We start from the raw sequence: 19,197 nt of genomic DNA, 5'->3' as shown, positions 1-19,197 counted from the left end.
AAAGTAACTGACGAGATTTTCTATGTAATTGTTATTACAAATCATTTAGGTATTTTTCAATTAACTCAAAAGCGGTTGGTGAGTTTGGCGGCGGAGCGGAAACGGTTCTCAGCCTTCCTTTTTTATCGATGAGTGCGTATCTGGGGAATCCTTCGTTAACATTAAAAATATCGTTGAAATATTGCTCGTCGTGGTTTTCTGTTTTCAAATGAATTCCGGTAATGTTGTATTTCTCTATCGCATAAAGCCATTTCTCTTCTGAGTCAAAAAAGTCAATATACAGAAACACGACTTCTTTTTCTTTCAATTTTTCTTTGAGTTGTTCGGCATACGGCATGTTTAAAATGCAAGCTTTGCACCAGGCTCCCCAAAAGTCGATGTATACCACTTTTCCGATAAAGTCTTTAGATTCGACCCAGTTACCGTTGTTGTCTTTTAGTCGAAAAGAGGGTGTAATTGAACCCGAATTCACTTTTTTCTCCCACATTTCGCTTAGGAGCAAACTTGAGGGGTCAGCAGCAAATTGCTTACTGTAGTTTTTTAGTTCTCTAGAAGTAACTTCTGGGAAATCGAAGAACTTGACCAGAAATAGCAAATACATCGCTTTTTGTTTTTGTAAACTATAGGGGTGCTCAGTGAGTAAGCTATCGGCTGTATAGAACATTTCAACCCAGTCCTGTTCGGTGGTGAATTCCAGAGTTCCCGTTCTTTCCAAGGTCTTGAATTCGATGAATTTTCTTAGCGCAACTTGATAGGAATGAGATGATGTGCTGTCCTCTTGTACTTCAAATTCATCCCAAAAGGAAAAGTAGTCCTTTGGGATATCTTGGTCAATTAGTTTGCCTGCGGCTTTTAAAAGGCCGATGTATTGGCTTTTGTTAGAATAGCTAAAACTTGTTGCTTCAGTATTCAGAAACGAGAAAAACTTGCTGGATACAACCCCTTGGTTCGCTTCGAGTATGAGAAGTCGTTTTTTCTCTAGGCTGTCTAGATAATTGGTCTGTTCCTTTGGTTTAAAACTATCAAGGTCTACATAGGTTGGAACCGTGAGTGGCTGCATTATTCCAGAGGATGATAGGACATTGTTTTCATGAGCGGATGGACCCGAGAAAGTGTAGGCGCGGTCTTGACTTTGGTTGACAGTTAGAGATGTGTTTGGTTTCATCCATAGGTTTAGAAGTGTGTTTCCGAAGGTAAGAATTACCAACTGCTCGGAATCCAGATTAACTTCAGTATTGAATCGGCCGTTTTCATCAGTTTTTCCCTCGCCGACTATTGTTCCCACATAGTCGTTTAGCGGTGAAATTCCAACTATGATTGAAAAACGGGTATTCGGGAACGAGGGTAATTGCCCTTCCAAAATAGTCTGGCTAATGACGGTTTGAGATACCAGAAATAGAAAAAATGTCAGTCGTTTCAACCAGGGGAATGCATTCTGTTTCATCGGGTAGGGCAATTTTGATTGACAATAGATCTAGCGCATTCTGATAGTTGTGATAAACTAGCTTTAATTTTAACTATAATTTATGAAAAATCTTCTTGTTTCAAAGTGTTGTAAACAGCTGATAGTCTGTTGGTGAATTTTGCTTTTTCGTTTCTTATCTAAATCCTAAAGAAAATCCCCTTCCGATAGAGAAAATAGCACAGCCCCCACATGGCCGCCAAGGTAGCCAGGGCGGAGACCAGCGCCAGTCCATGCTCTCCCAGGCCTGTCCAAGCGAGGAAGCCACTGGTGAAGATCCCCAAGGTTCGGTTGAGCCAGCGGCCGAGGATCTCGGCAAAGAGGTAGATAAAGATCGAGTTCATCCCCACGACCAGGAAAGGGAAGATGCCCGTGCGTCGGTTTTTCACATCCACCAGCCAATAGCTGAATGCCAAGGCTAGGAGCGCCCATCCCCCGGAGGCGAAGGCAAAAGCCGTGGTGCTGATCCGCTTGATGATGGGCGTGATTCCTGTCCAGTCCAGTCCGTAGCCAATCGCCAGTCCAATGACTCCGGCGATGACAAAAATCTTGATCTTTTCCACAGCGGGTTTGGCGGAAAGCAGCAGGTTGCCGCAGATCGCTCCCCAAATCGTGTGCGCGGCCGTCGGGATGCAGTTGATCGCCACCCAGCCCCCGTTGTTGATCTTGCCCATCAGAAGCTGGTCGGTGTAGTTGCCAAAGTTGCTGCCATGGACGAAGGGCGCCTCGGGATTGTACACTCGATAAAGGATCTCGGTCAACGCGAGCAATGCCAGGGAAGTACCCAGTTGGACTTTCCAGCCCTTGTCGATGAGAAGGTAGGTGACCAACACCGTGAAGGAGAGCTGGGTGAGTACGTTCCAAAGTTCAAAAACCAATTTTCCAGCGTAGATGCAATGCAGCCCGGTGCCGAAGAGAAAGAGCAGCAGGCAACGCTTCAGGATATGGCGGGTGACGGCACTACGGTTTTCGGACAGCGCCAGGCGTTTGTTGAGCGAAAAAGGCATGGCCACGCCCACGATAAACATGAAGAAGGGCTGGATCAAGTCCCAAAACCGCAGTCCGTTCCACTCGTGGTGGGTAAACTGGAGGAAAAAAGGGTGTAGGCTGCTGCCCTCGGGATGGAGCTCCAGCAGGGCGTCGTAAACATGGGCGGCCTCGGCGACCAGCAAAAACATGGTGAGTCCGCGGAATAGATCCAGGGACACCAGTCTTTGGGTTGGCAGTGGGTTGGCGGTCATGGTGTGGTTTTTTGGGTAAGGATGAAGATAGGGAAAGTCCAGGACTATCGACTGGGAATTTTGATCGACGGAGCACCGGCTTTCGCCTGGACTTCCCACCTGTTTTGCGGTGGATTCGGGAGATAAGAGAAAAGCCAACCCTTGGGGAGCTGGCGTTTGCAAGCTGAAAACTGATTGGTTTGATACATCGGTCAGTAGAAAAGGAGCTCCTTGGAGGAGGTTGGCCGGCTGTAGTTGGTCTCCGGCTGCAGGTTTCCTTCGCTAGGAGTGATCGGCCAGGTCTGGGCTGTCAATCGGAGATCTAGTCAACCTCCAATAGATTCCCCCTTTCATAAATGGTCAGCTTCAGCCGTTGTTCTTTTAGATAGACAAAGACATCCCTAAACTCCTGATTGTGCGGAAACTCCCAGTACCTGACCTCCCACTGATCCAGCCGGATGTCTTCTTCCTCGTCCTCGTCCAGCCATAGACGCCGATGCTCGTCCGCACCGTAGATTTCGACCAAGTCGGCTACGAGAGCGGAGAGTTTTGGAAGTTGGGAAAGATCGAACTTCTCGACTATGAGGGAAATACGACGGTTTGTTACATAGTTTTCGGTCACTACTTCTATCTTTTCAAAAAGCCCATAAAGCGGTTTTTCGGGATAGCGGTAGGAGTAATATTCCGGAAAGCTAGAGCGCTTTACCGATCGCTCTTCGATCAAAGAATAGGCAGAACTTGGATAGTCCTCGAGGCTGAAGTCGAGAAGCTGCTCTAGCTTTTGGTTGTAGTCCATATGAAGAGTAGTTTCGGTTGAAAAAATAATTTCTCTTTGAATTTATTCTTTATTCTATCGGAAATCAACTGCATCTATGGGTTGAATATTTGGGATTAGAAAAAAAAACTCCCGCCAGCTGAGCTAGACGGGAGTTGGAATGGTTTGCGAGGGAATCGTCCAGCAGAGATCGGATACCCGTCTCTGGTCATCGGACACCCGACATCCTCCTAGAACTGTCCTTTGAACTGTTCCAGTTTTTGGTCCACCTGCGTGTCCACTTGGAAGGAGACGGCGACTTTTTCCCAAGCCATGGTTACCGTCGCTACTTTGTTGTCGCCAGCGGAGATGGTATAGCTCAAGCGCTCGGTGTTTTCGCCCATCTTGGGACTGGCTTTCACCGCTACTGCATCGTCAGCGGCGACTGCCGCTTCGTCGATCTTGCCGTCTTTGGTGTAGGCATAGACGCTTTCCGCCTTCTTGTTGAGGTGGATGGTCCAGTCGCCGGAGGCTGCGGGGGTGATGAAGATGGAGTACTTGCCTGCGGGCAGGTTTTTGCCGCCGACGCTCACTCCGGTGCTAAACTCGATGATGGTCTGGGCGTTGGCGCCCGCTCTCCAGGTTTCGCCGTACTTGTGGAGCTCGCCGAAGATTTTGCGCCCCTTCACGCCCGGAGAGGAGTAGCTCACGCTGATTTTGGTGAAGCCCACATTTTGGGAGACAAAAGCCGCAGGGCTGGCAGCAGGAGTCTGCAGCTGGGCCATGGCGGCAAAGGTGGAAGCGAAGATCAGCGCAAAGGCCAACAAGAGGGATTTGGTGTTTTTCATGGGGTTGTGTTTAAAATTGGATTGGACGGGAAAGCTACTAAAAAACTGCTTAAGGCTTAGCGACGGGTCAAGGATTGGCTCAGGGCAATTTTTCCAACTCTCCGGTCAGGACGTTGAGCACCTCCATCCCTCGGATTTGTTGTTGGCGTGCCCGCTGCCCGAGCAGGGTCAGCCTTCCCTCCTCGTCCCTGGATTCCCGAAATTTTGCCGCTCTGAAGGAAGAGGCAAGGCTCGCTTCTTTGATTTTTTCGTTTAGCAGGTCTTCCCTGACGAAGTAGGCATTGTTGCCTGCCTCGTTGCAGGCCACCAGTCGGTAGCCTTTTTTTCTCGCAAGCCAGTCCAGCGCCGGGAGGGATGCGCCATAGAATAGGTTGCTAAAGTGGGCGCGGGTGCGGTAGAAGTCCGCGGCGTAGGGCACGGTCACGGCTTTTTCGCTTCCAAAGACGGCATTGTATTCCATAATGAGGATGGAGGGATTCAGTACCGTAAGATCCATGGCCTCCAGGATGTGGTAGTCATTGCCGTCCAGATCGATGTGGAGCAATCCCAGATCCCGAAATCCCGTCTTTTCCATCAGTCCGTTGATGTTGTCACGGTCTATGAAAATAGCCTGGCAGTCCAGGGCATGTTTCCAATACCAGGGCCTCCGGCGCAGGGAATCCATATTTGCCTCCGAGCCGTCCATGACAAAGCCCGACCAGTTGCTGTGCATCATCAAAAAGCGGGTGTTGGACTCCAGGTAGTTTTCCACCCCAAACTCGACAAAGGTTTTGTTGTCGATCCGAATATTATTGACCAAAAACTGGATGATTCCATCGTCGCCAAACTGGCTGAAGATCTTAAACTCGTAATCGTTGATCCGGTCGGAATTCATCAGCTTTTGCTGATTGGAGAGCAGAGCACCCAGCGCCAGCAGCTGCGTTTCGCTTTCGACCAAGACAGTCTTCTTGTTCCCGAAAATCGCGGATGCGGTTCGTTTCAATAGTTTTTTCATGTAAGGAATTCGCGGGTTTCAGACGAAACCCGCGGTGCTTGTGCGAGCGGGTTCTAGTGTGGTTTGGGTGAGAGATTATTTGAGCTGGCTTTTGATAAAAGCCACGCTCTGCGGGATCTGCTCCACCGAGCGGCTGCTCTCGTCCTCGATCACCAGGTATTTGGTGCCCTGCTTTTTCGCTTCCTGGATCAGTCCGGCGATATCGATGTCCCCGGTGCCCAGGACGACGTTGGTCTCCACGTCCCCGTGACCGTCAGCAGAGCCGGGCGTGCCTTTTTTGCGGTCTTTCAGGTGCAGCTGGGGGAATTTGCCGGGATATTTCTTCATGAGAGCCAGAGGATCGCCTCCCCCCATCTTCACCCAATAGACGTCCATGTTGAACTGGAAATCCCTGGCATTTTCCAGCATGTAGTCCATGGGTGTGCCGGAGCCGGAGCTGGCAAACTCGTAGCCGTGGGGATGGTAGGTCAGCGTGATGCCCTCCTTGGCCATCATGGCGCCAGTCTTGTTAAAAAGTTCGGTAGCGGCTTTCACATCCTCCAGGGAGATAGGTCCCTCGGTATGGGGGATCCAGTAGCAGGTGGCGTATTTGGCGCCGTATTTCTTGGCTTCGGCGATGATGCCGGCAGGGTCGGATTTCAGCTTGTTGTAGTCGGCGCCTACACCGACGATGCGGAGCTTGTTGTCCGTGAGCAGCTTGGCGTATTCGGCCTCGGACATGCCATATCCTCCGCCTCCCTCCAGTGCGGAGATGCCCCACTCGGAGATGAGCTGGTGGTATTTGACGGGGTCCACCTTCATCTCATTGCGCAGTGAATAGAGCTGAAGGGCGATTTCCTGGGCCTTGAGTCCCAGGGGAGACAGCAGCATCAGGGCAAAAAACAGGGTTTTGATTTTCATGACAGATAGGTTTTTGGGACTTGGTCTAAGCTATGGATTTTTGGAGTTTAAGGAAAGATGTTAGGGGCATTTTCCCTAAATTGTCTGTCCAGCATTTTATTGTATGAATTCAAGAAGAAAATTTATCCAGACCACTTCCTTATTAGGATTAGCTATGAGCATTAAACCCGATTTTTCCCTTTTGGCTGCGCAAGACCAGATTCTCGGTCACGGCGATTTCAAATACAAAGTAGACGCCAAGTGGGGAAACCTGGATCCGAACAAAGTGCCCGTGGTCAACTGCCATGAGATGGTGATGGACCGGAAGGGTCGCATGATCATGCTGACCGACGAGGCCAAAAACAACGTGATCATTTATGATCAATCGGGAAAGCTTTTGGCGACTTGGACGCTGGGACTGGATCGTGCACACGGACTTTCCTTGGTGGATGAGGGCGATGCCGAATACCTTTGGGTGGTCGACAACGGAGGAAAGGTGATCAAGACATCTCTCGACGGGAAAGTGGTTGCGGAGATCGCCTCTCCGTTGAGCACGGGGATCTATGAGGAAAAAATGGCCTGGGTACCTACCGAAACGGCCGTCGCACCAAACGGCGACCTCTACATTGCCGATGGCTACGGCTCCCAGTTTTTCCTGCAGTACGACAAGGATGGCAATTTCATCCGAAAGTTTGGGGGCAGGGGTAACCAAGACGCACAGTTTAGCACCGCACACGGGATAGCCATCGACCAGCGTGGAGGCAAAGCACCTACGCTGCTGTGCACCTCCAGAGGACACAATTCTTTCAAGCGCTTTACCATGGATGGGGAGTACATCGAGACGATCTTCCTGCCAGGGGCGTATGTATGCCGTCCGGTCATCCACGGGGAAAATCTCTACGCCGGCGTCTGCTGGTCTCGATTGCGCTATCTGGAGCAGACTGACAATTCAGGTTTTGTGACCATCTTGGACAAAAGCAACAAGGTAGTGTCCAACCCAGGCGGCACGGCGCCGGAGTACCGAAATGGCGAGCTGCAGCTGATGGTCCAAAAGGAACCGGTGTTTAAGCATTGCCACGACGTCTGCATCGATCAGGACGAAAACATCTACGTCTGCCAGTGGAACGCGGGAAAAAGCTATCCGATCAAGCTGACGAGGGTTTGAGTTAGTACGAAGTAGCTAGTATCAAGTATCAAGAGGATCGGTGGTAAGCGCAACCTCAAATTTCAAATCTCGAATTTCAAATCTCTAATAACCAAAGCTATGAAAAAAGTAACCGTCGGATGGTTTGAGATACCGGTCAAGGACATGGGCCGGGCCATCGCTTTCTATGAAAAAGTGTTTGACTGCAAGCTGAGCAAGCAGGTCATGGGGGATTTTGAGATGGGCTGGTTTCCCTGGCCAGATGATGGTAAGGGGGCCGGGGGAAGCTTGGTCTATCACAAGGACTTTTACGAGACCAGCGGGCATGCAGGAACTTTGATCTACTTTTCCTCCGAAGACTGCAAAGTGGAATTGGGAAGGGTGGAAGAGGCCGGCGGAACGGTACAAATACCCAAGCGTCTCATCGCTCCCGATATTGGATACATGGGCGTGTTTTTGGACTGCGAGGGCAACCGCGTCGCTATCCACTCACGCAGCTGAGCTTGCGCTCGGAGAGCCGGTCGGGTATAAAAACCTGACCGGTTTTTCTTTGGCTAAATCATCTGTTTTTCCAGATTTTGGGATCCAAACTGGTGTGCAACACTGCCCTCACGTTGACCTTGGCTTCTTTTTCGTCGACCGTGAAGTGAACCAGGAACGGGAAATTAGCCATAGGAAAGCATCGGACATTTTTGTAGCGAAGCTGAAAAAAAGGGTTTTTCCTCAGGGTTCTCAATTGCAAACGCAGTTCTTCCGAGAATCGAAGCCCCAATCCCGGTACTTTTTGCTCAAAGTAGAAGGCAGCTTCTTCGATATCATTTGCAGCATCCTTACTGATGACCAGCTCAAACAGTTTTCCTTCTGAGCTTTCCATCCAATTCGTCAAAAAAAGTGTCCATGGCGACGTCGTCGTTGGGATTGGATTTTTTTATTCTCTCCAAAACAAGCTCTTGCTGGTTTTTTGGGACGTTGGTGACCAAGTCGTGGCTTAGGCCCAGTTCATCCATCAATTCCAAAAAAAAGGTCAGCTTTTCTTCCGGTATTTGGACGGTAACTTCTCTCATTGTCAAAGGATTTGTCTCAAATTAACCAAAAATCCCGCAAAAAAATCAAACCAACACCACCCTCAGACTTTTAGCGCCATGGGCGCCTACTACCAGGCTTTGCTCGATGTCGGCGGTCTTGGACGGTCCAGCAATGAATACCCCGAAACCGGAGCTCGCATCACCGATGCGGGCATAGCCTTGATGCATGGTCGCCACGAGGCTGTTTCGGTCCAGCACGATAACCAGATGCTCGGTAATAAAGGGCAGCACACGAAGGCCCAGTTCGGCATCTTCCAGCCAGATTGCCCCGTTTTCAGCCACGCCAAACTGCCCGTCCAAGATCGCCAGATCGAGATCGTTCAGTTCGTGGGCGTCCGCGGGCAGGTACAAGTTGGAGGCATCTGGAAAACTAGCCGAGCGTGAAATAATCTTGGAATGCTTTTCCGCGGCCAGCCAGGATTCAAACTCGGCCTTGTCCATGACTTCGCCCTTGTTGCCCTGGATGGACTGGACAAAGGTCGCTTCCACTTCACCGGGGATGCCAAAGTCGGGTATCTCGGGAAGGGGCTTGGATTCCAAAGCGATCCCTTGGATGGCGGAAAGGATGTTTTCTCGGCTGCTCATGATCGGTTCTTTTGGTACCACTGCTGAAAGGATTCCTTGGGGGCTTCGGGCAGGTCCCGGCTTTTTCCCCAAGCGTTGATCGGATGGTAGATCAGGCTGTCGGGCAGGACTTTGAGGGCCTTGCGCATCAGGCCTCCGGAGATCTTGTAGGCCAGGGGGCTTTTGAAAATGCCCGCCGCGATCCACATGGACAGGCCTTTGCCGAGCTCTCCGTGGGTTTTGGTGATCTCTTGGCGCCATTCGTAGAGCTGCTCGTGGATATTGATTTTCACGGGGCAGACGTCCGAGCAGCTGCCGCAGAGCGTGGAGGCAAAAGGCAGCGTGCTGTGTTTTTTCATATCCAAACCCGGAGACAGGATCGACCCGATCGGTCCGGGCACGGTGCTGCCGTAGCTGTAGCCGCCACTTCGTCGGTAGATCGGGCAGGTGTTCATGCAGGCACCGCAGCGGATGCATTTGAGGGAGTTTTTGAATTTTTCCCTAGCCAGCTGTGCCGTACGCCCGTTGTCCACGAGGACGATGTGGAGCTCCTTGCCGGGAGCTGGGCTGCGAAAGTGTGAGTTGTAGTTGGTGACGGGCTGTCCGGTAGCGGATCTCGCCAAGAGCCGGAGGAAAATCCCGAGGTCTTTTCTGCGGGGCAGGATCTTTTCGATTCCCATACAGGCCACGTGTACGTCGGCCAGGTGCACGCCCATGTCGGCGTTGCCTTCGTTGGTGCAGACGACAAACTCACCCGTCTCGGCAATGCCGAAATTGACCCCTGTGAGGGCCACTTTGGCTCCGAGAAACTTTTCCCTGAGATGAAGTCTGGCGGCGTGGGTGAGGTAGGTGGGGTCTTCGTTGCCCTTTTCAGTCTGGAGTTTTTCGTGGAAAAGCTCGGAAATCTCCCTCTTTTTAAGATGTATAGCGGGAAGCACGATATGGCTGGGCGGTTGGTGCAGGAGCTGCACGATGCGCTCTCCCAGGTCGGTGTCGACGACTTCCACGCCGTTCTTTTCCAAGAAAGGATTCAGATGGCACTCCTCGGTCAGGATGGATTTGCTCTTGACGATAGCCGTGCAGTGATGCTTTTGCAAGATGTCCAGCACGATGCGGTTGTGCTCATCCCCGTCCTTTGCCCAGTGGACATGGATGCCGTTTTTTATGGCATTTTGCTCAAACTGCTCCAGGTAGGAACCCAGATTGGCCAGTACGTTGTCCTTGATCTGTGAGGCCAGATTGCGGAGATTTTCCCACTCGGGGATAGTTTTGCTGATGCGGTCGCGCTTGTCGCGGACAAACCAGAGCGTCTCATCGTGCCACTTGGCCTTGGCCTGGTTTTTCAGGAATTCGGCTGCGTTTTGGGGATGGCTCATGCGATCGCTTGGTTTAGGATCTCGGCAATGTGCAAAAACTTCAAAGGTTGCTTGTTTCGGGTGGCGATGCCCTGCAGGTGCATGATGCAGGACATGTCGCCTCCGGTAAGTATCTCGGTCTGATGGGCGAGGTGGTCTTCGAGTCGGTCTTTGCCCATCCGAACGGAAATGGCCTCTTCCGTGACCGCGAAGGTTCCTCCAAATCCGCAGCATTCATCTGTGCGGCTGAGCTCCACCCATTCCAGTCCTTCCAGGTTTTCGAGCAGTTTCCGGGCCTTGTTGAATGGGGTCTGGTTCAGTTCCGAAGCACAGGCCAGACGCAGTCCCCTATGCCCATGGCAGGAGGAGTGAAAACCCACCCGGTGGGGAAATTTGCCTTCAAGCTTGTCGATTTTGAGCACGTCGGTGATGAACTCGGTGAGCTCGTACACCTTGTGGTGAAGTTCCGCCTGTTCTTTTTCCAAACCCGCTATGGCAGGGGAGTGCTCTTTGACATGCAGGACGCAGCTGCCCGAGGGGGCGACTACGTAGTCAAAATCCTTGAAGAGTTCGATGAAATGGCGGGTTGCGCCGTGGGTGTCCCGCTCGTAGCCTGAATTGGCCAAGGGCTGCCCGCAGCAGGTTTGGCCAAGGGGATAGGAGACCTCGCAGCCCAGTTTTTCGAGCAGTTGGAGGCTTGCCACGCCCACTTGGGGGTAAAACTGGTCAACGTAGCAAGGAATAAACAGCCCAATTTTTGGAGAATTGGAAATCATGGCAGAAAGTTAAGGTCAGGATTCCATATTCACCAACATCGCCGCACCCAATGCGGACCCGTTGGGAAAATCGCTGGGGACAATCTCCATCCCCGGCAGCTTTTTGCGAAGCATCTCCAGGAAGATGTCGTTGGCGTTGAAGCCCCCGTCCACATACAGCTTGCTGACCGGAGCGTCGTCCAAAACCAGGCGCAGCGACGCCACCTGTATGTCCGTGAGCTCATGGATAAAGGTGTAGTAGGCCTCCGTAAACTCCGGGAAACTGCCCCAGTCGTTTGTTTCGGCTTTTTCCAGTCCGTAGTCCTGGGGCTTTAGGTACTTGAAGCCTATGCGTTTTGTGGCGCTGGCGTTGACTTTTTCGTACAGAGATTCGTCAAACCTCAGCTTTTTGTAAGTTCCGAGGGGAAGCTGCCAAAAAGCGTACATCTCCTCGACCTGATGCTTGTGCTCCTCGCCGATAAACAGGCGGGAGATCTTGATCGGTTGACCGCTGATGCTGAGGAATTGGAGACAGTCTTGGTTGAGCTGGGACTCGGTGAGAGCCGTTTTGTTGAAGGGGTTGATGCTGATCGCCCAGGTGCCGGTGGAGAGCAGCGCAAAGGGTTTCTTTTCCTGCTTGAGATAGGGGAGTAGTGCTCCCGAGGAGTCATGAACCCCGATGCCGCAGGGAATGGAGCCCAGCTCAGGTTTGGTTTTCAGCAAGGCATCGCCCGGCAAGATCGGAGGCAAAAGGGCTTCGATGCCTTCGTTTTTCACCCAGTCGTGGTAGTCCATCTTTGTGAAGTCCCAAAGACCGGTGTGGCAGCCTATGCTGGTGTAGTCGGAGACCATTTTCCCAGTGAAAACCAGACTCAGAAACTGCGGGAGGTGGAGGCAATGGCGGACATTTTTGAAAAACTCCGGCTTGGCGTGCTTCAGAAAGTAGATCTGCAGGCCGGAGTTCAACATGGCCAAGGGAGGAGAGGAAGTCTGCTGGCAAAAGGCCATTTTTCCTCCGTTTTCCGAGTAAAATTTTTCCAAAAGCTCCTCCGGAAAGGGCTTGAGGTAGTCGTAAAGCGGAGTGACCGGCTCGCCAGCCTCATCGGTGTGGACAAAAGACGCACCGTGGCCGGAGAAGTTGAGCTTCTTGATTTCAAACTTTTCGGATTTGAGCGCCTCGGTGAAGGTCTCCAGCATCCATTTTCTCAGGGGAAGAATCGGCTCGCTCGGAAAGCCGTCTTCGTCGGGAATGGCATCCAAGCGCGTGTAGGCGTTGTGGACTTCCCTGAGATTTTCGTCAAAAAGAAAGAATTTCTTGTTGGTCTTCCCGATATCAAAGACAGCGGTAACGGGGATTTTTTGCATTTACGATTTAAGAAGTACGACTTTCGAAGTACGATTTAAGAGGTACGATTTACGAGGGCAAGAGTACTGTCTCGCGCCTTAGCTGATTCAGGATGTTTTCTTTTTTGCTCCAGAACCCAGCCCAATTTTCCAATTAAGAATTTCAAATCTCAAATTTCGAATCTCAAATTCAGAGTGACTTTCTGAGGGTCATCCGGAAAGGGTTCTTGATCGGTATCCGGTCTTCGGTGCCTAGGATCTGCTTGGCGATGGTCTTGCCCATGCTTTGGAAGTCGGTCGAAATGGTCGTGATGCCCTCGGCGAGGATTTCCTTCAGCGGCGTGTCGTTGTAGGAGATGACGCCGATGTCCCGGCCCAGCTTCAGCAGCTGCTCCCGGGATTTTTTCACGATGTTTACCAGATCCGACTCTGCCAGCACGATGTGGCAATCCCCCTCGTCCAGCGGCTCGTCGTCGTCCACGCCATCCACGATGAGGTTTTTGAAATCGTGGAAGAAGCAAAAACGCTTGAAGCCGTCCATGATTTCGACGGGGTAGAGGTCGCCCTTTGGAAATACCAGGATCAGACGCTGGTATTTTCTCAGGTGGGAGATCCCGGATTCGAGCACTTCAAAGATGTCCTTGGCAAAATCCTGATATACGCCTGGAAACTCATTTTCATGGTCTTTGACCGCACGGTCGATGATCAGCAGCTTGTCTTTTGGGATTCGCTTGATCAGGTCGTAGCCCGTCTCGGGATGTCCGGCATTGTCGAAGAAGTGCGGGGCCAACACGTAGTAGTTGTAGTTGCCTAGGTTGGTTTCCAGCAGGTCTTCGAGCAGGTTTCTGTTGTAGTGATGGATCTGTAGATCCACCGCTGCCTGCGAGCCGAGTGTCTCGATGATGGAGTAGTAGATGATCTTCTTATACGAACTCAGCTTGTTGAAAAGCAGCAATACCTTTGACTTGTGCCCCATGTTGGTGGAGGAGATGTAAAAGCCCTTGCCGCGGACCGAGGTGATGATACCCCGGTCCCGCAGCTCGTTGTAGGCCTTTTCCACCGTATCCCTGGAAAGCAAGAAGTCAAAACTGGTCTCGTTGATAGAAGGTATCCGGTCTCCGATTTTGAGCTTTCCCTTCTCTATGTCCTCCAGGATCAAATTGACTACCTGGAGGTACTTCGGCGTGCGCGATTCCACGGCGATTTTTTCTGATTTGTCAAGAAGCATAGGTTATTGGGTTATTGGGTTAGGGCAAATAGGGTAATCGGCAATCGAAACTATCGAGGGAAGGCAGGCGCTAAGCCGCCGTCCACGTTAAGCATATTTCCGGTGGTCTTGGTGAGCAGTCCCCCGACGAAGGCAAAAGCCGCGTCGGCGATGTCGCTTACCTTGACGCTTTCCTTGAGCAAGGTTCTATTGGCATAGTACTGAGGGAGGTCCTTCACGTCGATACCATAGGCTTTGGCGCGGTTTTCGGCCCATCCGCCTTCCCAGATGTTGGAGTTTTCGATCACCGCATCTGGGTTTACCACGTTGACGCGGATCTTGTCCTCGGCCAGCTCCGCTGCCATCAGTCTGGACATGTGAAGCTGAGCTGCCTTTGCCGTGCCATAAGCTACGTTTTTTGGACCGGCAACCAAAGCGTTTTTACTTACAACGTTCACAATGTCACCGCCTAAGCCTTGCTGTTTCATCAAGGAAACACCGGCCTTGGAAACGTGGTATTGGCCCATGACAAGGATGTCGTTCAGACGATCCCAGTCTTGCTGGGAGTGGTCTTCAAATCCTTTGGAAATGGAGATCCCGGCATTGTTTACCACGATGTCGATGCCGCCAAACTTCAGGCAGGTAGCCTGGATCGCAGAGGCGAGACTTTCCGTGTTGGTCACGTCCAGCTGGGCGCCCAGGACGACGTCTTTGCCGTATTTTTTCTCAAACTCAGCCACTGCGCTGTCGAGGCGAGACTGGTCGATGTCAGTCAATACCACGCAGGCGCCTTCCTGCACGTATCGCTCCGCGATGCCTTTGCCGATGCCCCCGGCACTGCCCGTGATCAGGGCGATTTTGCGGGAAAGAGGCTTTTCCTTTGGCATACGCTGCAGTTTGGCTTCTTCGAGGAGCCAATACTCGATGTCAAATGCCTCCTGAAGTGGAAGGGAAACGTATTCGGATACCGCTTCGGCTCCGCGCATCACGTTGATGGCGTTGATGTAGAATTCGGAAGCGACACGGCTGGTCTGCTTGTCTTTTGCGTAGCTGAACATGCCCACGCCCGGCCAGAGGATCACGACGGGATTGGGGTCGCGCATGGCAGGGCTGTTGGGGTGCTTGTGTTTTTCGTAGTAGTCGGCGTACATCTCACGATAGGCCTGGAATGCCGCGCCGATGGATTCTTTCAATGCGCCTACGTCGCTGAGATCCGCATCTGCGGCCAAGTCGAGCACAAGTGGGCTGATCTTGGTGCGCAGGAAGTGGTCAGGGCAGGAGGTGCCCATAGGAGCCAATTTCTCCAGGTCGTGGCTGTTAATAAACTGAAGGACGGTGTCGCTGTCGTTGAAGGTGCCGACCATTCTTTTTTCTGAGGAAGCCAAGCCTCTGAGGATAGGGGCGAGCTTTGCCGCTTGTGCTTTTCTCTGCTCGGGTGCCAAAGAGGAAACTTTCTCCCCTCCGAAAACTGGGCGCTTTTTGCCATAGTTTTCCACCAGGTAGGCTGAGGCAGTCTCGATGACTTCGAGGCTGTTCATATAGCACTCGTAGGCGGTGTCTCCCCAGGTGAAAAGTCCGTGTCCGCCGAGCATGATGCCGCGGATGCCGGGGTTGTTGTCGAGGGCTTCTTTGAGCTGGAGTCCCAGGTCAAAGCCAGGACGCTGCCAAGGCACCCAAGCGATGGCCCCTTTCCAGAGCTCTTGGGTGATTTTCTCCCCATCTTTGGAAGCGGCGATGGCGATGGCCGCATCCGGGTGCAGGTGGTCGATGTGCTTGAAAGGCAAAAATCCGTGCAGCGGCGTGTCGATGGAAGGAGCCTTGGAAGCCAAGTCGTAGATGCAGTGGTTGAAGAGCTCTACCATCTCGTCTTCAAACTCGATGCCTCGGTAGATCCCCTTCAGGGAACGGAGCTTGTCCACGTAGAGGCCCGCCAGCCCGGAGCGGGTCATGGTACCGATGTCCCCGCCGGAACCTTTGATCCACATGACTTCCACGGGTTCTTTGGTCAGAGGGTCTAGTTCGGTGGTTTTGCAGGAAGTATTTCCACCTCCGTAGTTGGTGATCCTCAGATCCGCGCCGAGCATATTGGATCGATAGATCAACAGGTCGACTTCATTGCCTTCCAGCTTGGCGGCTTTTGCCTCATCCCAGAGGTAGCTCACGTATTTGAAACTCATAATCGGTATGTTCATTTGGTTTAAACAGTTCAGGTAGTGATATGTGAATTTCCCAGAAATCAGCCCAATAGGTGTCCTGTGGTGTCTTGAGTACTATTGATATCTCGGTTTTTCGATTGAGTAGGGAAAAAAGGATTCTGGCTTTGGTCAGCGCATCCTCCAATTTTGTCTTGAAATTAACAGTTTTCAAAATAATCAGGGGACAAATGGCTAGGTTTCATTCGGACAGAGCAGGATAGGGCAGGAAAGCCTGTTTCTTTAATTCACTGAAAAATCAACCTAGATGAGCAATCGATTCTTCAAGAAAATTGTAGGTGGCACCAACGAGTTTGAAAGGACTCCAGTCCCCGAGCAAAGCCTCAAAGGTAGCCGCAGCTTTCTCGGCATGTATGCCGGGGAGCACACTGCCGGGACTGAGTTTGTGATCGGGCCGCTGTTTGTCGCGCATGGCGTGAGTGCGGGAGATCTGGTCTTTGGCTTGCTGATCGGCAATCTTCTGGCGGTGTTGAGCTGGGCGCTGATCACGGCTCCCATTGCCACGGCCAAGCGAATGACGCTTTATTATCAATTGGAGCGCATCGCGGGCAAAAACGTGGTCCGCTGGTACAATCTGGTCAACGCCCTGATGTTCTGTTTTTTGGCGGGTTCGATGATCGCCGTATCGGCGACTGCCGTGGGGATACCTTTTGACCTGGAGATGCCGACGCTGACCGACTGGTTTCCCCGGACGGCAGGCTGGGTGGTGACCGTGCTCCTGCTGGGGGCGGTCGTCACGCTGGTGGCGATACAGGGCTATTCCCAGGTGTCCAAGTTTGCCAACGTGATGTCGCCTTGGATGATCCTGATCTTCTTTTCCGCGGCTATCGTAGGGCTTTCCCAGCTGGGAGTAGGCTCTGCCGAAAGCCTCGTGTCAGTGGCACAGGAGGTGATCTGGAATGGCGTGCCCCTTCCCGGAATGTCCAGATTTTCGGTGTGGCATGTGATCTTTTTCGCTTGGTTTTGCAATATGGCCATGCATATAGGAATGTCCGACCTCACGATCCTCCGCTACGCCAGGTCATGGAAAGCTGGCTTCGCGGTGTTTGGCGGTGTGTACTTGGGACATTTTGTTGCTTGGATTGCATCAGGGATCCTTTATGCGGTTTTCCTGCAGGCCAACAGCGGTTCACAGGAGTTTGCACCGGGGCCGATCGCCTATCAGACCCTGGGCATCGCCGGGGCTATTTGCGTGGTGATCGCAGGCTGGACCACCGCCAATCCTACGATCTATCGGGCGGGCTTGGCTTTGCAGGGCATTTTTCCCAAAGTCGCCACCTGGAAAATCACCGCCGTGGTGGGGGGGATTACTTCCTTGGCCGCCTGCTTTCCGGCTTTGGTGATGAAGCTCCTGGACTTTGTGGCGCTGTATGGATTGCTGCTGATGCCGATGGGGGCGGTGATCTTTGCCGATTTCTATTTCTCGCAGAAAATGGGATTTCGATCCGAAGGGGCTTTAAGCTCCAAGTCTGAATTTAGCCTACCCGCACTGATGAGCTGGGTACTGACTTTGGCCTTTTGTCTTGGGCTGAACCTCTTCTACGGTGTGGAAATCTTCTTCCTTGGCCTTCCGGGTTGGTTTGTCGCCGTGGCCATCTTCGTGGCCCTTTCCAAAGTAAAATATCCTGTCTCCAAATCCCTTGCCGCATGAAACCTCTCTTGAAAATCATATCCTTTGCCGGTTTGCTTTTGTCCATCGGGCCGCCTATCCTGCTCTTTGCCGGAAAAATGGAAATGGACTCCATGAAACTCTGGATGGGTATCGGGATGGTTGCCTGGATGAGCACCGCACCCTTCTGGATCAACAAGCCCAGTGGGCAGTGAGCAGTTGGCCGTGTTCGGGCGTCTCGTCACCGCGAGGAGGCACGACGAAGCGGTCTTTTGGAAATTAGGGAGTAGTGAGTAGTTAAAAAAACTTCGGGTGAGCCTGAGCCAACTCCCCCTCTAGTCCCAAATTCGATTTTGGAAAACAAACCTCCCGAAAGGGGGCGGGGGATGTTGCACAAAGGCAAAGTCAAAATCCTCTCCGAATAACAGTCATTGAGAATCAATTAAAAATAACACATGTCGTATTCCCAAGAATTTCATAATAAGTCCCTTTCACTCCTGGCAGATCAATTCGGTGAAAGTGGGATATCCATAGCAGACTTGATTTCAAAAGTTTCCGCCTTCCAGATCGCCGTTCCCAGCTGGGCCTTGGGCGCAGGAGGCACGCGCTTTGGCCGTTTTTCCATAGGAGGCGAACCCAGAAACCTGGAGGAAAAGCTGGATGATATCGGTCTCCTGGCCCGCCTGACCAAGAAAACCGATGCCGTCTCCCTGCACATTCCCTGGGATATCCCCCAGGATGCCGAGGCAATCAAGCAAAAAGCGGCAAGCCTGGGGATCGCCTTTGACGCGATGAACAGCAATACTTTCCAAGATTACGGGCAGGCCCTCAGCTATAAGATGGGTTCCCTGAGCAACGCCGACGCATCCGTTCGCCAGCAGGCCGTGGAGCACAACCTTCAGGTGATCGAGATCGGGAAAAGCTTGGGCAGCAAAGACCTCACCGTGTGGCTGGCTGACGGAAGCAATTTTCCCGGGCAGGCACACTTTCGCAAAGCGCTGCAGGGAACGCAGGAATCCTTGCAGGCCATCTACGCAGGCATGCCTGCCGACTGGAAGCTGCTGCTGGAGTACAAGCCCTACGAACCCAATTTTTACCATACCGTGATTCCCGATTGGGGTACCTCGGCCATGCTTTGCAGACAAGTCGGAGACCGCGCCAAAGTGCTGGTGGATCTCGGCCATCACCTGCCCAATACGAATATCGAGCAGATCGTGGCTACGCTGATGCATCAGGAGATGCTGGCGGGCTTCCACTTCAATGACAGCAAGTATGGTGATGACGACCTGAGCACGGGCAGCATCAAGCCCTACCAGCTTTTCCTGATTTTCTGCGAATTGATCGGGGGAGCTGAAGAACAGGCCCAGGCCTGGGAGTCCATCTCCTGGATGATCGATGCCAGCCATAATACGAAGGATCCCATCGAGGACCTGATCCAGGCGCTGGAGTCCATTGCCCAGGCCTATGCCAAGGCGCTGCTCGTGGACCGTGCCAAGCTAGGCCAATGCCAGAGGGAAGGCGACGTGGTGGGTGCGCAGGAGGTTTTGCAGGCGGCTTTTCTGACCGATGTCCGGTCCTTGGTGCGCGAGGCACGCGTCCAGAGTGGGGGAGAGGCTGATCCGCTGGCTTTCTACAGAAGCGAAAAAATCCGGGAAAAGCTGATCGCCAAGCGCGGGAAAGACGCGACGGCGAGTGGGCTGTGACTTTCTTGGGATAGGATCAGCTTCGCCAATTCAGGCAAAATTGTGAAGTATGGGGATGTGG

At 52.3% G+C, this 19,197-nt stretch carries 19 protein-coding genes; 5 read left to right on the top strand and 14 right to left on the bottom strand.

The window, feature by feature from the left end:
- Window positions 1–34: 34 nt before the first annotated feature.
- The 6 genes from J0A68_RS08720 to J0A68_RS08695 all read right to left on the bottom strand — a co-directional run bounded on the left by J0A68_RS08720 (window position 35) and on the right by J0A68_RS08695 (window position 6,178).
- Window positions 35–1,444 carry a TlpA family protein disulfide reductase gene (locus J0A68_RS08720; protein WP_206577823.1) on the bottom strand — a complete coding sequence of 470 codons (1,410 nt, stop codon included), beginning with the start codon at window positions 1,442–1,444 and terminating at the stop codon, window positions 35–37.
- A 158-nt stretch (window positions 1,445–1,602) separates the two neighbouring features.
- Window positions 1,603–2,703, bottom strand: a complete 1,101-nt coding sequence (locus J0A68_RS08715; RefSeq protein ID WP_206577822.1) for an acyltransferase family protein — start codon at window positions 2,701–2,703, stop codon at window positions 1,603–1,605.
- Window positions 2,704–3,004: 301 nt separating this feature from the next.
- Window positions 3,005–3,478 (bottom strand): hypothetical protein, encoded by a 474-nt coding sequence (locus tag J0A68_RS08710; RefSeq protein WP_206577821.1) that lies wholly within the window; start codon window positions 3,476–3,478, stop codon window positions 3,005–3,007.
- A gap of 209 nt (window positions 3,479–3,687) precedes the next feature.
- Window positions 3,688–4,284: a DUF2911 domain-containing protein gene (locus tag J0A68_RS08705; RefSeq protein ID WP_206577820.1), complete on the bottom strand. Its 597-nt coding sequence runs from the start codon at window positions 4,282–4,284 to the stop codon at window positions 3,688–3,690.
- A 79-nt stretch (window positions 4,285–4,363) separates the two neighbouring features.
- Window positions 4,364–5,278, bottom strand: coding sequence for a hypothetical protein (locus J0A68_RS08700; RefSeq protein ID WP_206577819.1), 915 nt, complete (start codon window positions 5,276–5,278; stop codon window positions 4,364–4,366).
- A 75-nt stretch (window positions 5,279–5,353) separates the two neighbouring features.
- Window positions 5,354–6,178, bottom strand: coding sequence for a sugar phosphate isomerase/epimerase family protein (locus tag J0A68_RS08695; RefSeq protein WP_206577818.1), 825 nt, complete (start codon window positions 6,176–6,178; stop codon window positions 5,354–5,356).
- A gap of 154 nt (window positions 6,179–6,332) precedes the next feature.
- Between J0A68_RS08695 and J0A68_RS08690 the strand changes: the two genes are divergently transcribed.
- Complete coding sequence (locus J0A68_RS08690) at window positions 6,333–7,322, top strand: NHL repeat-containing protein (RefSeq protein ID WP_236021427.1); 990 nt, start codon at window positions 6,333–6,335, stop codon at window positions 7,320–7,322.
- Window positions 7,323–7,421: 99 nt separating this feature from the next.
- Window positions 7,422–7,802 carry a VOC family protein gene (locus J0A68_RS08685; RefSeq protein ID WP_206577816.1) on the top strand — a complete coding sequence of 127 codons (381 nt, stop codon included), beginning with the start codon at window positions 7,422–7,424 and terminating at the stop codon, window positions 7,800–7,802.
- Window positions 7,803–7,860: 58 nt separating this feature from the next.
- Here J0A68_RS08685 and J0A68_RS08680 read toward each other — a convergent pair whose 3' ends face one another.
- From J0A68_RS08680 to J0A68_RS08645, 8 genes are all read right to left on the bottom strand, one after another.
- On the bottom strand, window positions 7,861–8,175 hold the full coding sequence (locus tag J0A68_RS08680) for a type II toxin-antitoxin system RelE/ParE family toxin (RefSeq protein WP_206577815.1): 315 nt from the start codon (window positions 8,173–8,175) through the stop codon (window positions 7,861–7,863).
- Window positions 8,147–8,365, bottom strand: coding sequence for a hypothetical protein (locus J0A68_RS08675; RefSeq protein WP_206577814.1), 219 nt, complete (start codon window positions 8,363–8,365; stop codon window positions 8,147–8,149). Before J0A68_RS08675 ends, J0A68_RS08680 begins: the two co-directional genes overlap by 29 nt.
- A gap of 45 nt (window positions 8,366–8,410) precedes the next feature.
- Window positions 8,411–8,971: a LutC/YkgG family protein gene (locus J0A68_RS08670; RefSeq protein WP_206577813.1), complete on the bottom strand. Its 561-nt coding sequence runs from the start codon at window positions 8,969–8,971 to the stop codon at window positions 8,411–8,413.
- Entirely contained in the window at window positions 8,968–10,326 is a 1,359-nt protein-coding gene (locus tag J0A68_RS08665) for a lactate utilization protein B (RefSeq protein ID WP_206577812.1), read from the bottom strand. Before J0A68_RS08665 ends, J0A68_RS08670 begins: the two co-directional genes overlap by 4 nt.
- The gene (locus J0A68_RS08660) at window positions 10,323–11,081 is read right to left on the bottom strand and encodes a (Fe-S)-binding protein (protein WP_206577811.1); all 759 of its coding nucleotides are present in this window, start codon (window positions 11,079–11,081) and stop codon (window positions 10,323–10,325) included. Before J0A68_RS08660 ends, J0A68_RS08665 begins: the two co-directional genes overlap by 4 nt.
- Before the next feature lie 15 nt (window positions 11,082–11,096).
- Window positions 11,097–12,425: an FGGY-family carbohydrate kinase gene (locus J0A68_RS08655; protein ID WP_206577810.1), complete on the bottom strand. Its 1,329-nt coding sequence runs from the start codon at window positions 12,423–12,425 to the stop codon at window positions 11,097–11,099.
- A gap of 169 nt (window positions 12,426–12,594) precedes the next feature.
- A complete protein-coding gene (locus J0A68_RS08650; RefSeq protein WP_206577809.1) occupies window positions 12,595–13,632 on the bottom strand; it encodes a GntR family transcriptional regulator in 1,038 nt (345 codons plus the stop codon).
- A 50-nt stretch (window positions 13,633–13,682) separates the two neighbouring features.
- A complete protein-coding gene (locus J0A68_RS08645) occupies window positions 13,683–15,803 on the bottom strand; it encodes a bifunctional aldolase/short-chain dehydrogenase (protein WP_206577808.1) in 2,121 nt (706 codons plus the stop codon).
- Between the two features lie 268 nt (window positions 15,804–16,071).
- On the opposite strand from J0A68_RS08645, the gene J0A68_RS08640 reads away from it, so the two are divergent.
- The 3 genes from J0A68_RS08640 (at window position 16,072) to J0A68_RS08630 (ending at window position 19,136) form a co-directional block, all read left to right on the top strand.
- On the top strand, window positions 16,072–17,475 hold the full coding sequence (locus J0A68_RS08640) for a purine-cytosine permease family protein (RefSeq protein ID WP_206577807.1): 1,404 nt from the start codon (window positions 16,072–16,074) through the stop codon (window positions 17,473–17,475).
- Window positions 17,472–17,648: a hypothetical protein gene (locus J0A68_RS08635; RefSeq protein ID WP_206577806.1), complete on the top strand. Its 177-nt coding sequence runs from the start codon at window positions 17,472–17,474 to the stop codon at window positions 17,646–17,648. The genes J0A68_RS08640 and J0A68_RS08635 overlap by 4 nt, the downstream gene beginning before the upstream one ends.
- 240 nt (window positions 17,649–17,888) lie before the next feature.
- The gene (locus J0A68_RS08630) at window positions 17,889–19,136 is read left to right on the top strand and encodes a sugar isomerase (RefSeq protein WP_206577805.1); all 1,248 of its coding nucleotides are present in this window, start codon (window positions 17,889–17,891) and stop codon (window positions 19,134–19,136) included.
- Window positions 19,137–19,197 lie beyond the last annotated feature (61 nt).

It is taken from the genome of Algoriphagus oliviformis, assembly GCF_017254915.1.
GTDB classification, from domain to species: domain Bacteria; phylum Bacteroidota; class Bacteroidia; order Cytophagales; family Cyclobacteriaceae; genus Algoriphagus; species Algoriphagus oliviformis.
The sequence above is the reverse complement of the archived record's forward strand: the minus strand, read 5'-3'. Positions and strand labels throughout refer to the sequence as shown.

What these genes read in the sequence shown, in the direction of transcription:
- J0A68_RS08720 (WP_206577823.1), bottom strand. Translation starts at nt 1,444, where the DNA reads ATGAAACAGAATGCATTCCCCTGGTTGAAACGACTGACATTTTTTCTA.
- J0A68_RS08715 (WP_206577822.1), bottom strand. Translation starts at nt 2,703, where the DNA reads ATGACCGCCAACCCACTGCCAACCCAAAGACTGGTGTCCCTGGATCTA.
- J0A68_RS08710 (WP_206577821.1), bottom strand. Translation starts at nt 3,478, where the DNA reads ATGGACTACAACCAAAAGCTAGAGCAGCTTCTCGACTTCAGCCTCGAG.
- J0A68_RS08705 (WP_206577820.1), bottom strand. Translation starts at nt 4,284, where the DNA reads ATGAAAAACACCAAATCCCTCTTGTTGGCCTTTGCGCTGATCTTCGCT.
- J0A68_RS08700 (WP_206577819.1), bottom strand. Translation starts at nt 5,278, where the DNA reads ATGAAAAAACTATTGAAACGAACCGCATCCGCGATTTTCGGGAACAAG.
- J0A68_RS08695 (WP_206577818.1), bottom strand. Translation starts at nt 6,178, where the DNA reads ATGAAAATCAAAACCCTGTTTTTTGCCCTGATGCTGCTGTCTCCCCTG.
- J0A68_RS08690 (WP_236021427.1), top strand. Translation starts at nt 6,333, where the DNA reads ATGAGCATTAAACCCGATTTTTCCCTTTTGGCTGCGCAAGACCAGATT.
- J0A68_RS08685 (WP_206577816.1), top strand. Translation starts at nt 7,422, where the DNA reads ATGAAAAAAGTAACCGTCGGATGGTTTGAGATACCGGTCAAGGACATG.
- J0A68_RS08680 (WP_206577815.1), bottom strand. Translation starts at nt 8,175, where the DNA reads ATGGAAAGCTCAGAAGGAAAACTGTTTGAGCTGGTCATCAGTAAGGAT.
- J0A68_RS08675 (WP_206577814.1), bottom strand. Translation starts at nt 8,365, where the DNA reads ATGAGAGAAGTTACCGTCCAAATACCGGAAGAAAAGCTGACCTTTTTT.
- J0A68_RS08670 (WP_206577813.1), bottom strand. Translation starts at nt 8,971, where the DNA reads ATGAGCAGCCGAGAAAACATCCTTTCCGCCATCCAAGGGATCGCTTTG.
- J0A68_RS08665 (WP_206577812.1), bottom strand. Translation starts at nt 10,326, where the DNA reads ATGAGCCATCCCCAAAACGCAGCCGAATTCCTGAAAAACCAGGCCAAG.
- J0A68_RS08660 (WP_206577811.1), bottom strand. Translation starts at nt 11,081, where the DNA reads ATGATTTCCAATTCTCCAAAAATTGGGCTGTTTATTCCTTGCTACGTT.
- J0A68_RS08655 (WP_206577810.1), bottom strand. Translation starts at nt 12,425, where the DNA reads ATGCAAAAAATCCCCGTTACCGCTGTCTTTGATATCGGGAAGACCAAC.
- J0A68_RS08650 (WP_206577809.1), bottom strand. Translation starts at nt 13,632, where the DNA reads ATGCTTCTTGACAAATCAGAAAAAATCGCCGTGGAATCGCGCACGCCG.
- J0A68_RS08645 (WP_206577808.1), bottom strand. Translation starts at nt 15,803, where the DNA reads ATGAACATACCGATTATGAGTTTCAAATACGTGAGCTACCTCTGGGAT.
- J0A68_RS08640 (WP_206577807.1), top strand. Translation starts at nt 16,072, where the DNA reads ATGAGCAATCGATTCTTCAAGAAAATTGTAGGTGGCACCAACGAGTTT.
- J0A68_RS08635 (WP_206577806.1), top strand. Translation starts at nt 17,472, where the DNA reads ATGAAACCTCTCTTGAAAATCATATCCTTTGCCGGTTTGCTTTTGTCC.
- J0A68_RS08630 (WP_206577805.1), top strand. Translation starts at nt 17,889, where the DNA reads ATGTCGTATTCCCAAGAATTTCATAATAAGTCCCTTTCACTCCTGGCA.